This is a genomic window from Nocardia puris, assembly GCF_003315035.1.
Lineage (GTDB): Bacteria > Actinomycetota > Actinomycetes > Mycobacteriales > Mycobacteriaceae > Nocardia > Nocardia puris.
Genome location: NZ_QNRE01000012.1, coordinates 105,200 through 117,482 on the forward strand (window position 1 = coordinate 105,200; position 12,283 = coordinate 117,482).

A 12,283-nucleotide genomic window follows, 5' to 3' on the forward strand; every position below is an offset into this window, starting at 1 on the left:
TCACCCCAGCCGATACGTGAGTCTCGCGAACTGCCCGGCCTTTTCGACATCGACCAGCCGCAACCGATCCGAGAGCAGACGGCGCGGCAGCAGCGGCGCACCCGCACCGAGCGTCACCGGCGCGACGCCGACGATCACCTCGTCGAGCGATCCCGCGTCGGCGAACTGTCCCGCCAGATCGCCGCCCCCGCCGATCCACACCGTGCGATCCCCTGCGGCCGCGCGCATTTCGCGGTGGACCGGCGCGACATCTCCGGAGACGAACCGCAGATTGGCCCCGGGAATCGCGGGCAGATCGCGGTGGGTGAACACCCAGCACGGGAGGTCGCCGTGCATCTCGTGCCACGACTCGGGCGGTTCGTTGGCCCGGATCCACTCGTAGGTGTTCGCGCCCATGCACATCGCGCCGATGCCGTCGAAGAACCCGTCGTCCTCCTCGATCGATTCGACGCCGGCCAGCCAGTCCAGGGAGCCGTCCTCGCCGATGAGGAACCCGTCGAGGCTGGCGGCGGTGTAGTAGACGGTCGTCATGGATCGATCCTGACAGGGCGCAGGGGTCTCGCGCGGCGATACGGGTGGCCGAGTACGGCCGAGGTCCGTAGCCTCGGGGAGGTGACGGCCACCGAGGCGCCGCGGGACGGGACTGTAAGCCGGGAGCGGCGCGCGACGCGACTCGGGATCGAGTTCGGGGTGCTGTTCTTCGTCCTGGTCGGGGCGTACGCGGCGATCGGCAGTCCCGGCAGCCCGATCCCGCTGCTGGTGCTGCTGGCCGTCGGCGCGCACTTCTGGCTGCGCGGGCGCGAGGGAGTGCCGAGGGCGAGCGTCCGGGAGCAGCTGCGCACCCTGCGGGCGGAGTTGCCGTCGATGCTCGGGCTGTGGGTGGCGGCGACGGTCGCCAGCGGTGTGGTGCTGGCGGTGTTCAGCCCGGAGCGGCTGTTCGACCTGCCGCGCACCGAGCCCGCGGTGTGGGCGATGGTGATGGTGTTCTACCCGCTGCTCTCGGTCTATCCCCAGGAGCTGATCTACCGAACCTTCGTATTCCACAGGTACGCAACGGTTTTCGGTAGCGGGTGGGCGATGATCGCGGCGAGCGCCGTGGCGTTCGGGTTCGCGCACATCATCTTCGGCAACTGGATCGCCGTGGCGCTCACCCTGATCGGCGGCCTGCTCTTCGCCCACCGCTACCGGCGCACCGGTTCGATTCTCGTGGTCACCGTCGAGCACGCCCTCTACGGCTGCCTCGCCTTCACCGTCGGGCTCGGCGGCTTCCTGTACTCGGGCGCGACCTGAATCAGGTTGCGGCGCCGTCCAATCGGTAGCCGAGCTTCGCGAACTGCCCCATCCGCTCCACCGACACCAGCCGCATCCGATCCGACAGGATGCGCCGCGGCAACAGCGGCGCGCCGCCGCCCAGCGTCACCGGCGTGATCCCCACGATCACCTCGTCGAGCAGTCCCGCATCGGCGAACTGGCCCGCCAGATCACCGCCGCCCATCACCCAGATATCGCGCTCCCCGGCCGCCTCGACCATCTCCTGGTGCACCGGCTCCACCGCACCCGACACGAAACGCAGGGTGGCGCCGGGGATTTCGGGCAGGTTCCGGTGGGTGAACACCCAGCATGGGCGGTCACCGTAGTTCTCGGCCCAGTACCCGGCCGGATTGTTGGCCGCGATCCACTCGTAGGTCGTCGCGCCCATGCACAGGGCTCCGATCCCGGCGTAGAAGTCGTCCACGTCGCTGGTCGCCTCCTCCTCATCGGCCACGGCGAACAACCAGTCCAGCGAGTTGTCCGTGTCGGCGAGGTATCCGTCGAGGCTGGTCGCGGTGTAGTAACTAGTCGTCATGGCACCGATCGTCACAGCCAAACCTGACAACGCCGGTCAGGTTTTATGGCGCGAGTGCTTTGCGCAGCGTGCGCAGGCAGTTGCGCAGCGTCAGGTGCCGCGACATCCCGGTGTCGTCGTTGACCGACATCCAGGCCACGTAGGCGAACGACCAGATCATGTTCTCCACCCAGCGCGGGTCGAGTTCGGCGTCCAATTCGCCCGCGTCCCTACCCCTTTCGATGGTCCGGCGAATCTGCCCCTCGCACGGGCCGTCCTCCCAGGACGCCTCCGCGAACACCGGATCGTCGAGCGTGAGCAGCATCTGTTGCGCCGCCAGATCGAACAGTTCCACGCACAGCCGCTCCAGCGCGTCCAGCGCGGAGCCCTCGTCGAGCCGGGCCCGCTGCTGCGCCGCCGTGAGCTTGTCGCGGGTGTCGACGGCGATGGCGTTGATCAAGTCCGTGCGCTCCGGGAAGTAGCGGTGCACAGTGGTGCGCCCGACGCCCGCCTCGGTCGCCACGTCCCCCAGCGAGCCGGACGGGTCGCGCGCCAGCACCCGCACGGCGGCGTCCATGATCGCGCGCCGGGTGCGTTCCCGCGCGGGAGTGCTGACCGTCATAGGTCGCATGGTAACTCCTATACCCATAAGGAAAGGAATTGACCATAACGGAACAAATATGTTCCACTTGCGGACATGAACGTTCCCGAACCGAACGCGAAGTTCCCCAGGCTGCGGCTGCTCTGGTCGTTCGCGCGGCCCTACCCGGGCACGCTCGCGCTCGGCCTGGTCCTCGCGCTCGCCGGATCGGCGATGGGACTGGCGACGCCGCTGGTCACCAAGTGGATCCTGGATTCGCTGAGCGAGGGCGGCGGACTGGGCGGGCCGGTGCTGGCCTTGCTCGCGCTGACGGTCGTCGGCATCGTGTTCAGCTACTGGCAGTGGACGCTGCTGGGCACCCTCGGTGAACGGGTCGTGCTCGGCGCGCGTGAGCGCATGGTGCGCCGCTTCCTCACCGCCACCGTGCCCGCCGCGACCCGCCGCCCCGCCGGCGAGATGGTCACCCGCGTCACCTCCGACACCGTGCTGCTGCGCGAGGCCGCGACGTCCTCGGTGATCGGCCTGATCAACGGTTCGGTGATGCTGATCGGCTCGCTGACCTTGATGGCGGTGCTGGACCTCATGCTGTTCGGCACCACGGTGCTGGCCGTGGTGATCGTCGCGATCCTGTTCTCCACGCTCATGCCCTCGATCGCGAAGGCCCAGACCCGCGCCCAGGAGTTCGTGGGGCGCGTCGGCGGCACGCTGGAGGGCGCGCTGCGCGCGTTGCGCACGGTGAAGGTGAGCGGGGCGGAGGACCGGCAGGCCGAGCAGATCATGGTCGACGCGCGGGAATCGGCCCGCCACAGCGTGATCGCCGTGCGGCGCGAGGCGATGGCCTGGTCGATCGCATGGACCGGCGTGCAGCTGGCGATCATCGCGATCCTCGCGGTCGGCGCCTGGCGGGTGTCGCAGGACGCGATGGTCGTGTCCACGCTCATCGCGTTCCTGCTGTACGCGTTCGGGTTGATGGGCCCGATCAGCGAACTCACCCAGAACGTGACCGCCCTCCAGGCCGGGATCGCGGCGGCCGAACGCATCCGCGAGGTCGAGTCGATGCCGGTCGAGCCCCGCACGGCGACAGCGCCGCGCGGACCGGCCGGACCCAACGGCGGGCCGGTGCTGGAATTGCGCGACGTCACCGCGGGCTACGGTCCGGATCTGCCGCCGGCCGTGCGCGATCTCGATCTGGTCATCCCGCGCCACGGCCACACCGCGATCGTCGGCCCGTCGGGGGCGGGCAAGACGACGGTGCTCTCGCTGATCCTGCGCTTCCTGGAACCGCAGGATGGCGAACTACTGCTCGACGGCCGCCCCTACCGGGAGTACACGCACCGCGAGATCCGGGAGCGCCTGGCCTATGTCGAACAGGACACCCCGGTGGTGCCCGGCACCATCGGCGACAACATCCGCTACGCCCGCCCCGACGCCACCGAGGCCGAGGTCCGGCGGGTGCTCGACACCGTCCACCTGTCCGACCGCGTCGGTTCCCTCGACGAGCCGCTCTCCCCGACCACCGTGTCGGGCGGCGAACGCCAGCGGATCGCGCTGGCCCGCGCCCTGCTGCGCGAGCCCGAGGTGCTGCTGCTGGACGAGGCGACCGCCCAGCTGGACGGGCTCACCGAGGCCACCGTGCACGAGTGCATCCGGGAGATGGCCGAGCGCGGCGCGGTCGTGACGATCGCGCACCGGCTCTCCACCGTGGTCGACGCCGACACGATCCTGGTCATGGAGGGCGGCCGGGTGCGGGCCCGCGGCGACCACGGGACCTTGCTGGCCACGGATGAGCTGTACGCGGGGCTGGTGGAATCGCTGCGGCTGGCCGACCCGGTGGGCTGACGATCGGGCTCAGCCCACCCGCACGCCGGCGCGCAACCTGCGCACGCCCTCGTCCAGTGTCTCGTCGCGCTTGCAGAAGGTGAAGCGCACCAGGCGATTCCACGACGGCTTGTCGTCGGCGAAGACGCTCACCGGGACCGCGGCCACGCCGAGGGTCCCGGGGAGCGCGCGGCAGAACTCGAGACCGTCGGTGGCGCCCATCGGCGTGATGTCGGCGCACACGAAATACCCTCCGCCGCTTTCCTTCACGCCGAAGCCGGTGTCGGCCAGCGCCGACGCGAGGCGAACCCGGCGGTCCGACAAGGTATCCCGCAGGCCGGCCACCCAGCCGAGTTCGTTGTTCAGCGCGTGCGCGACGGCGGGCTGGAACGGGCCGCCGCCCACGAAGGACATGAACTGCTTGGCGGCGAGCACACCGTCGACGAGCGGCGCGGGGCCGCACGCCCAGCCGATCTTCCAGCCGGTCACGCTGAAGGTCTTGGCGGCGCTGGACACCACCACGGTGCGCTCGGCCATCCCGGGCAGCGTCGCCAGGCTGACATGTTCGCGTCCGTCGTACACCAGATGCTCGTACACCTCGTCGGTGAGCACGAGAAGGTCGTGCTCACAAGCGATCTCGGCGATGGCGGTGAGATCGGCGCGGTCCAGGACCGTGCCGGTGGGGTTGTGCGGCGAGTTGACCACCAGCATCCGGGTGCGCGGCGTGACGGCGGCGCGCAGGCTGTCGAGATCGAGCACGAAGCGGTCGCCCTCGGCCACCAGTCGCGCGGTGCGCCGCGTCGCGCCCGCCAGCGCCACGGCCGCGGCGTAGGAGTCGTAATAGGGCTCGATGAGCACCACCTCCGCGCCGGGCTCGACCAGGCCGAGCAGCGCGGCGCTGATGGCCTCGGTGGCGCCGACGGTGACCAGCACTTCGGCGTCGGGGTCGTAGGCGGTGCCGTAGCGGCGGGCGCGATCGTCGGCGATGGCGCGGCGCAGCACGGGCATACCGCGGCCGGGCGGGTACTGGTTGACGCCGTCGGCGATCGCCTGGCGCGCGATCTCGAGCATGCCCGCCGGGCCGTCGGTATCGGGGAAGCCCTGGCCCAGGTTGACCGCGTCGTGGCGGACGGCCAGTTCGGTCATCTCGGCGAAGATCGTCGAGGCGAAGGGGCGCAGGCGGGCGACGGTCTGGGGTGGAACGGACATACACGGAGAGTAGCGGAGCGGTCGCCATTGTTGCCGATAGATAGCGAACAGCTATGTTTCACTTTTCTTTTGTGCCTTTTACCTGCATGGTTGTGCGTTCTCCCACCGGCCGCTAGCCTCGCCGTGTTCCATCTCACAAACCACCGCCCCCGGGCGGTGGCATTCGGAAAGGGGCGCTCATGGCCTCGTATCTCGACCTCGTACTGAATCCGGCCGCGTCGGAGGTCGCCGGAACGGTGCTCGGTCTGGTGCGCAACGTCGCGCACGATCTGATCGCGGGCACCGGCGACTGGTTCACCGGATCCTCCACCGGTGACTGGTTCACCGGCTCCACCACCGGCAACGGTGGCACCGGTTCCTCGACGGGCGACTGGTTCACCGGGTCGACCACGCCGTGACCCTCGGCCGCCGGGGCCGGGCGATGAGGGCCCGGCCACGGCGGCTCAGCCCAGGCGCACGCCGGTCAGTTTGGCCGGGTTCGCGTGATCGTAAGCGCCCCAGATCACTCCGTCGCGCACGGTGAAGCCGACCACCCGCGCCGGATGCCAATCCTGTTCGTCGGTAGCGGAATCCAGATTCATCACCACACCCGTGCGCCCGTTCACCGTGGCGAGTTCGTAGCGGGTGGCGGCGTCGCAGGACGCGCCGATTCCGTATCGGCGCACCAGCGCCAGCATTTCGCGGGCGATCCGCTCCGCCCCGCCGACCACGGTGACCGTGGGCGTGGTGCCGTTCGCGTCGCCCATCAGTACGGCGTCGGGGTGCAGCGCCGCGACCACCGCCGCCTCGTCGCCGGATTCCAGCGCCGCCAGCAACTTCCGCACCGCCGCGTCGTGCTCGGTGTCGGAGACCGGAGCGGGCACGTCCCGCACGGTCTCGCGCCCCTGTTCCGCCGCGCTTCGCGCCTGGGCCACGGGCACTTCCAGAATGTCGGCGATTTCCTCGAACGACAGCCCGGCCTCGTGCAGCACGAGCGCCAGCCGCCGTTCCGGCGTGAGCGCGTCCAGCGCCACCATCATCGCCATGCGGCATTCCGGTTGTCGCACAACGGTTTCCAGCGGATCAGACACGCCGGACGCGGCCGGTTTGGTGACGACCGGTTCCGGCAGCCACTGCCCCACATAGGTTTCCCGGCGCGCGGGCGCACCGCGCATGTGGTCCAAGCAGATTCGGCCCACCATGGCGATGAGCCAGGGCCGCAGCTCGTCGATCTCGGACTGGTGGGTGCCGGTGAGCCGCAACCAGGTCTCCCCCACCGCGTCCTCGGCGTCGACGACGCCTCCGGTGAGCCGGTAGGCGACGGAAAGCAGGGGCGCCCGATGCGATTCGAACAGGTCTGCGAGGAGAGCGGCAACCATCGGGCAGATTCTACGGTCGTTCGATCACGGCCCGGACGCCGCCCGTGCCACGATGGGGCATGGAGATCCGGAACCCCGCCGCGGGGTGCACCCGTGGGTGACGCGCGGTTCGGCTGGTTCGCCGACACCATGGACCTGCGCCCGTCCGACCAGGTGCTCGAGATCGGTCCCGGTTCCAGCCCGTCGCCGGGACTGCTCGCCGAGCGGGTGCCCGAGGGCAAGGTGATCGGCGTCGATCGCTCCGCCACCGCCGTCACCCGCGCCGCCGCCCGCCTCGCGCCGCAGCTCGAGGCCGGACGCATCGGCCTGCTGCACGCCGACCTCGACTCGTCGCTGCCCGCCCGCCTGCGCGCCGAGTTCGGCATCGACCGCTTCGACAAGATCCTCGCCGTCAACGTCAACGTCTTCTGGACCAAGCGCCCCGTCACCGAACTGGCCACCCTCGCCGCCCTGCTCACCCCCGCGGGCACCCTCCACCTCTGCTACGGCTACGGCGACCCCACCGACCCCGCCACCTCCCCCAAACCCCCACCGGGCAAACTCGAAGCCCACCTCACCACCGCCGGCTTCCTGCCCCGCCTCCGCCAATCGGGCGACCTGCTGTGCGTCTCGGCCACGCGAGCGTGAAGCCGCCTGCGCCCCAACCTCCGCGCGCAACGGCTCGACACAGCAGGCTCGCCCACCCTGGCCTCACCCACTCAGCACCACCCGGCGCGGCGCCCCGCTCGCCCGACCCTCAGCAGACAACGCAACATCCCCACCCTCCCAGCCATCTCGGGGAGGGAGCCCGACGACCGACCGTTCGCGGCCGTCTCGCAACTCAGCGCTCGAAGCGCACGCGCGCAGCGCAAGTCTCGAGCGCTGAGTTGCGAGACATCAAGGGCCGCGAACCCGCGCGCCCCGGCGCGCCAAAAAACACAGCTCAGATGTTTCGGCGCCGACCGACAGCGTCCGCGAGGCGATCCAGCTGCGCGGCCGTGGTCTCCCAGTCCAGGCACGCGTCGGTGATCGACTGCCCGTAGGCCAGATCCTCCGAACGCCCCAGCGTCAGGTCCTGGCGGCCCGCGACGAGGAAGCTCTCCAGCATCACGCCGACCACGCCGTTCTCACCGGCGGCGAGGCGCTCGGCGATATCGGTGACGACGTCGACCTGGCGGTTGTGGTCCTTGTTGCTGTTGCCGTGGCTGGCGTCGACGACCACGCGCTGCGGCAGCGCGGCCTTCTCCAGGCGCAGGCACGCCTCGGCGACCGAGGCCGCGTCGTAGTTGGTGCCGTTGGTGCCGCCGCGCAGGATGACGTGGCAGTCGGGGTTGCCGCTGGTGCGGATGAGGGCGGCGCGCCCGTCCAGATCGGTGCCGGGGAACACGTGGCTGGCGGCGGCGGCGCGCACGCCGTCGACCGCGACCTGCACGTCGCCGTCGGTGCCGTTCTTGATGCCGACCGGCATGGACAGCGCGCTGCTGAGCTGACGGTGCACCTGGCTGGCCGCGGTGCGCGCGCCGATCGCGCCGTAGGAGACGAGGTCGGCGATGTACTGCGGGGTGATCGGGTCGAGGAATTCGCACGCCACCGGCAGACCGAGGGCGGTGATGTCGACCAGGACCTTGCGGCCGATGCCGAGGCCGGTGTTCACGTCGAACGAGCCGTCCAGGTGCGGGTCGTTGATCAGGCCCTTCCAGCCCAGGCTGGTGCGCGGCTTCTCGAAGTAGACGCGCATCACCACGTGCAGCCGGTCGTTCACCTCGGCGGCCTTGGCGGCGAGGCGGCGCGCGTAGTCCAGCGCGGCCGCGGGGTCGTGCACGGAGCACGGGCCGACGATCACCATGAGGCGGTCGTCGTCACCGTTGAGTACGTCGACGGTCGCCTTGCGGCCGGCGCGCACGGTGTCGGCGAGCGGGTCGGTGATCGGGTGCACCAGGCGCACCTCGGCCGGTGAGCGCAGCGGGCTCACGGACAGGGTGCGCTGGTCGTCGAGGTCGGAATGCCGCGCGTCGACGTCGGCTGCGGTTGTCATTTCGGTGGGTTCCTTTTCGTTCAGGCCGACCCACGGATTTCGAACACCCGACGAGCCGGTCCGTATCCGGCTCGGGGTGGAAGGAAGTCAGCGCATGTGGTTGCCGCAGACCGACCCACCCAGGGCCGGCTTGCTAAACCAAAAATATGCGTGCTGCACGACGGCGACTGTACCAGCCGAGTACGCCGAAGTGGCGCGCACGCCAACTCCACACCCCGCTTCGCGACGCAGCTCACACCGTCAGTCGAACTGGCCAGGGGTGTAGCTGCCCGCCGGTGTGCCCGCGATCACGTTCAACCGGTTGTAGGCGTTGATGATCGCGATGAGCGAGATCAGCGCGGCGATCTGGTCGTCGTCGTAGTGCTTGGTGACCAGCTCCCAGGTGCGCTCGGAGACGCCGACGTGCGCGTCGGCCAGGCGGGTGCCCTCCTCGGTGAGCGCCAGTGCCGCGCGCTCGGCCTCAGTGAACACCGTCGCCTCGCGCCAGGCCGCGACCAGGTTCAGCCGCACCTGATCCTCGCCCGCGGCGAGCGCGTCCTTGGCGTGCATGTCGGTGCACATGCCGCAACCGTTGATCTGGCTGGCGCGCAGCTTCACCAGTTCCTGCGTGGCGTGCGACAGCTCGGTCTGGCGCAGCACTCCGCCCGTATTGCCGAGGCGCTGGATGACCTTCATCGCGATTTGGTTGCCGAAGAGGTCGAATCGGGGTTCCATGGCGTACTCCTTCGTTCCGGTCGGCCGCTCGGGGGCGGCCGCTACCGGGAAGACGACGCGTGGGCCCGGAAGTGTGACAGCGCTCAGCGGAACGAGTACGTGACCCCGGTGAGCTTCTCCGACAGCTCCCACAGCCCGCGCGCGACCGCCTCGTCGCGCGACTGCTTGGTGGAACCGGAGCGGCCCGGGTAGCCGCGCATGCCCGCCAGCCCGGTGGGGCCGTAGAACGCGCCGGGCTCGACCTCGGCAGTGGCGGCGAAAAGCTGTGGGAGCGCGCCCATCTCGGGGCTCTGCGCGAACAGCCGGTTGCCGAGCGACATGATCGGATCGAGGAAAGACTCGGTGTGCGACTGCAATTCGGTCGCCGCGTAGCCGGGATGCGCGGCCACCGACACCACCGGCGAACCGGCCGCGGTGAGCTTGCGCTGAAGCTCGTAGGCGAACATCAGGTTCGCCAGCTTGGCCTGGCCGTACGCGCCCCAGCGCTGGTACCTGCGGCGCTCCCAGTTCAGGTCGTCGAGGTCGATGCGGCCGATGGCGTGCGCGCCGCTGGACACCGTCACCACCCGGTCGGCGACGCGGTCCAGGAGCAGGCCGGTGAGCGCGAAGTGGCCGAGGTGGTTGGTGCCCACCTGCTTCTCGAAACCGTCGGCGGTGCGCCCCTCCGGCACCGCCATCACGCCCGCGTTATTGATCAGCACATCGAAAGGCTCTGTGTGCTCGGCGAATTCGCGCACCGAGGACAGGTCGGCGAGATCCAGCTCCCGCACCAGCGCCCGCTCCCCGATCTCGTCCGCCACCCGCCGCCCCTTCTCCACATTGCGGCAGGCCAGCACCACCCGCGCCCCCGCCGCCCCCAACGCCCGAGCGGTAACCGCCCCGAGCCCACTGTTGGCCCCCGTCACGACGAACGTCCGACCGGCTTGATCGGGAATGTCAGCGGCGTCCCAGCGCGTCATGCCGCGAGTCTAGCGCGCCCCACCCCTCCCGTCGCTCGCTGCGGATGCGCCGAAGCCCGGTGGAACGAGTCCGCCCGGAGATATCCTCACATCCTGAGATAGGGTTACCTAACTAGCCCCCCGCCGTCAGTACCTGTGAGGCATATCGTGAGCACTGCCAGCAATCATCGTGAAGGCTTCGTGCCCTTCCCCGAGGACGCGGCCGCGAGCTATCGCGCCGCGGGCTACTGGACCGGGCGTCCGCTGGGTGATCTGCTGCGCGAGACGGCGCGGCGCACGCCGGAGCGCACCGCGCTGCTCACCGGCGAGGGCGCCCGCACTTACACCCAGGTGGACGCCGAGGCCGATCGGATGGCGCACGGCCTGCTGGCCCTCGGCATCGCGCCCGGCGACCGCGTGGTGGTGCAGTTGCCGAACGTGCCCGAATTCCTCACGGTGCTGTTCGGCCTGTTGCGCGCGGGCATCATCCCGGTGCTCACCCTGCCCGCGCACCGCAGGGCCGAGATCGAGCATCTGGCGGCGCTGTCGGAGGCCGTGGCCTACATCGTCGCCGACCGGCAGGGCGATTTCGACTACCGCGAGCTGGCCACCGCCGTGCGACCGGCCGTGCCGAGCCTGCGCCACGTGCTGGTGCTGGGCGATCCCGGCCCGTTCACCGACCTGCAAACCGTGCCGCGCGAGGGTGATTCGCTGCCCGAGATCGACGCCTCCGATATCGCGCTGATGCTGGTCTCCGGCGGCACCACCGGCCTGCCGAAGTTGATCGCGCGCACCCACGACGACTACGTCTACAACGCGACCGCCAGCGCCGAGGTGTGCGCGCTCACCGCCGACGACGTCTACCTGGCCACATTGCCCGCCGCGCACAACTTCCCGCTGGCCTGCCCCGGCATCCTGGGCACGGTGAGCGTGGGCGGCGCGGTGACGTTCGCCGCCGACCCCAGCCCGGAGAACGCCTTCGCCACGATCGAACGCCACCGCGTCACCGTCACGGCCGTGGTGCCGCCGCTGGCGCAGCTGTGGTGCGCGGCCACCGACTGGGAGGAGGCCGATCTCTCCTCGCTGCGCCTGCTCCAGGTGGGCGGCGCGAAGCTGGCCGAGGTGAACGCCAAGGAGGTCACCCCCGCCCTGGGCGCCACCCTGCAGCAGGTGTTCGGCATGGCCGAGGGCCTGCTCAACTTCACCCGCCTCGACGACGACGCCGAAATCCTGCACACCACGCAGGGCCGCCCGCTCTCGGAGTCCGACGAGGTGCGCGTGGTCGACGGCGAGGGCAATGACGTGGCACCCGGCGCGGAGGGCGAGCTGATCACGAAGGGCCCGTACACGATTCGCGGTTACTACCGCGCGCCGGAGCACAACGCCCGCGCCTTCACCCCCGACGGGTACTACCGCAGCGGCGATCTGGTGCGCCGCCTGCCCTCGGGCCATCTGATCGTCTCCGGCCGCATCAAGGACGTGATCAACCGCGGCGGCGAGAACATCTCCTGCGACGAACTCGAGGAGCACCTGCTCGCCCATCCCGCGGTCCGCCACGCCGCCGCCGTCGGCCTGCCCGACGCCGCGCTCGGCGAAAAGGTCTGCGCCGTCCTGGTCGTCGACGGCGAGATGCCCTCACTGGCCGAGATCAAGACCTTCCTCACCGAGCGCGGCCTGGCCACCTACAAGCTGCCCGACGTGCTGCGCCAGGCCGACAAGCTGCCGATCACCGCGGTCGGCAAGATCGACAAGAAGGCGCTGCGCGCCGCCGAGTGAAACGCGAAGGACCGCACACCGATCGGCCTG

General features: G+C 70.2%; 13 protein-coding genes. 5 read left to right on the top strand and 8 right to left on the bottom strand.

Annotated elements, in window-relative coordinates:
* Nucleotides 1-531: a dihydrofolate reductase family protein gene (locus DFR74_RS25575; protein ID WP_067513033.1), complete on the bottom strand. Its 531-nt coding sequence runs from the start codon at nucleotides 529-531 to the stop codon at nucleotides 1-3.
* Between the two features lie 81 nt (nucleotides 532-612).
* On the opposite strand from DFR74_RS25575, the gene DFR74_RS36750 reads away from it, so the two are divergent.
* Complete coding sequence (locus DFR74_RS36750; RefSeq protein ID WP_067513031.1) at nucleotides 613-1,290, top strand: CPBP family intramembrane glutamic endopeptidase; 678 nt, start codon at nucleotides 613-615, stop codon at nucleotides 1,288-1,290.
* 1 nt (nucleotide 1,291) lies between these two features.
* Here DFR74_RS36750 and DFR74_RS25585 read toward each other — a convergent pair whose 3' ends face one another.
* A complete protein-coding gene (locus DFR74_RS25585) occupies nucleotides 1,292-1,846 on the bottom strand; it encodes a dihydrofolate reductase family protein (protein WP_067513029.1) in 555 nt (184 codons plus the stop codon).
* Between the two features lie 43 nt (nucleotides 1,847-1,889).
* Nucleotides 1,890-2,447: a TetR/AcrR family transcriptional regulator gene (locus DFR74_RS25590; RefSeq protein ID WP_228790246.1), complete on the bottom strand. Its 558-nt coding sequence runs from the start codon at nucleotides 2,445-2,447 to the stop codon at nucleotides 1,890-1,892.
* Between the two features lie 75 nt (nucleotides 2,448-2,522).
* On the opposite strand from DFR74_RS25590, the gene DFR74_RS25595 reads away from it, so the two are divergent.
* Nucleotides 2,523-4,265: an ABC transporter ATP-binding protein gene (locus DFR74_RS25595; RefSeq protein ID WP_067513025.1), complete on the top strand. Its 1,743-nt coding sequence runs from the start codon at nucleotides 2,523-2,525 to the stop codon at nucleotides 4,263-4,265.
* A 9-nt stretch (nucleotides 4,266-4,274) separates the two neighbouring features.
* On the opposite strand, the gene DFR74_RS25600 is transcribed toward DFR74_RS25595, so the two are convergent.
* Nucleotides 4,275-5,453, bottom strand: coding sequence for a pyridoxal phosphate-dependent aminotransferase (locus DFR74_RS25600; protein ID WP_067513023.1), 1,179 nt, complete (start codon nucleotides 5,451-5,453; stop codon nucleotides 4,275-4,277).
* Nucleotides 5,454-5,632: 179 nt separating this feature from the next.
* On the opposite strand from DFR74_RS25600, the gene DFR74_RS25605 reads away from it, so the two are divergent.
* Complete coding sequence (locus DFR74_RS25605) at nucleotides 5,633-5,851, top strand: hypothetical protein (RefSeq protein WP_067513021.1); 219 nt, start codon at nucleotides 5,633-5,635, stop codon at nucleotides 5,849-5,851.
* Nucleotides 5,852-5,896: 45 nt separating this feature from the next.
* Here the strand turns inward: DFR74_RS25605 and sigJ are convergent, their stop codons facing one another.
* Complete coding sequence (gene sigJ / locus DFR74_RS25610) at nucleotides 5,897-6,811, bottom strand: RNA polymerase sigma factor SigJ (protein ID WP_067513019.1); 915 nt, start codon at nucleotides 6,809-6,811, stop codon at nucleotides 5,897-5,899.
* Between the two features lie 93 nt (nucleotides 6,812-6,904).
* Between sigJ and DFR74_RS25615 the strand changes: the two genes are divergently transcribed.
* Nucleotides 6,905-7,438 carry a class I SAM-dependent methyltransferase gene (locus DFR74_RS25615; protein WP_084538063.1) on the top strand — a complete coding sequence of 178 codons (534 nt, stop codon included), beginning with the start codon at nucleotides 6,905-6,907 and terminating at the stop codon, nucleotides 7,436-7,438.
* 295 nt (nucleotides 7,439-7,733) lie between these two features.
* On the opposite strand, the gene DFR74_RS25620 is transcribed toward DFR74_RS25615, so the two are convergent.
* The 3 genes from DFR74_RS25620 to DFR74_RS25630 all read right to left on the bottom strand — a co-directional run bounded on the left by DFR74_RS25620 (nucleotide 7,734) and on the right by DFR74_RS25630 (nucleotide 10,498).
* Complete coding sequence (locus DFR74_RS25620) at nucleotides 7,734-8,825, bottom strand: 3-deoxy-7-phosphoheptulonate synthase (RefSeq protein WP_067513018.1); 1,092 nt, start codon at nucleotides 8,823-8,825, stop codon at nucleotides 7,734-7,736.
* A 240-nt stretch (nucleotides 8,826-9,065) separates the two neighbouring features.
* Complete coding sequence (locus DFR74_RS25625; protein WP_067513016.1) at nucleotides 9,066-9,539, bottom strand: carboxymuconolactone decarboxylase family protein; 474 nt, start codon at nucleotides 9,537-9,539, stop codon at nucleotides 9,066-9,068.
* 83 nt (nucleotides 9,540-9,622) lie between these two features.
* Nucleotides 9,623-10,498, bottom strand: coding sequence for an oxidoreductase (locus tag DFR74_RS25630; RefSeq protein WP_067513014.1), 876 nt, complete (start codon nucleotides 10,496-10,498; stop codon nucleotides 9,623-9,625).
* Nucleotides 10,499-10,642: 144 nt separating this feature from the next.
* Between DFR74_RS25630 and DFR74_RS25635 the strand changes: the two genes are divergently transcribed.
* Nucleotides 10,643-12,253, top strand: coding sequence for a (2,3-dihydroxybenzoyl)adenylate synthase (locus tag DFR74_RS25635; protein ID WP_084538068.1), 1,611 nt, complete (start codon nucleotides 10,643-10,645; stop codon nucleotides 12,251-12,253).
* Nucleotides 12,254-12,283: the final 30 nt, after the last annotated feature.

Excerpts from the sequence above, each read along its gene's own strand:
- DFR74_RS25575 (WP_067513033.1), bottom strand. The coding sequence starts at position 531 with ATGACGACCGTCTACTACACCGCCGCCAGCCTCGACGGGTTCCTCATC.
- DFR74_RS25585 (WP_067513029.1), bottom strand. The coding sequence starts at position 1,846 with ATGACGACTAGTTACTACACCGCGACCAGCCTCGACGGATACCTCGCC.
- DFR74_RS25590 (WP_228790246.1), bottom strand. The coding sequence starts at position 2,447 with ATGACGGTCAGCACTCCCGCGCGGGAACGCACCCGGCGCGCGATCATG.
- DFR74_RS25595 (WP_067513025.1), top strand. The coding sequence starts at position 2,523 with ATGAACGTTCCCGAACCGAACGCGAAGTTCCCCAGGCTGCGGCTGCTC.
- DFR74_RS25600 (WP_067513023.1), bottom strand. The coding sequence starts at position 5,453 with ATGTCCGTTCCACCCCAGACCGTCGCCCGCCTGCGCCCCTTCGCCTCG.
- DFR74_RS25605 (WP_067513021.1), top strand. The coding sequence starts at position 5,633 with ATGGCCTCGTATCTCGACCTCGTACTGAATCCGGCCGCGTCGGAGGTC.
- sigJ (WP_067513019.1), bottom strand. The coding sequence starts at position 6,811 with ATGGTTGCCGCTCTCCTCGCAGACCTGTTCGAATCGCATCGGGCGCCC.
- DFR74_RS25620 (WP_067513018.1), bottom strand. The coding sequence starts at position 8,825 with ATGACAACCGCAGCCGACGTCGACGCGCGGCATTCCGACCTCGACGAC.
- DFR74_RS25625 (WP_067513016.1), bottom strand. The coding sequence starts at position 9,539 with ATGGAACCCCGATTCGACCTCTTCGGCAACCAAATCGCGATGAAGGTC.
- DFR74_RS25630 (WP_067513014.1), bottom strand. The coding sequence starts at position 10,498 with ATGACGCGCTGGGACGCCGCTGACATTCCCGATCAAGCCGGTCGGACG.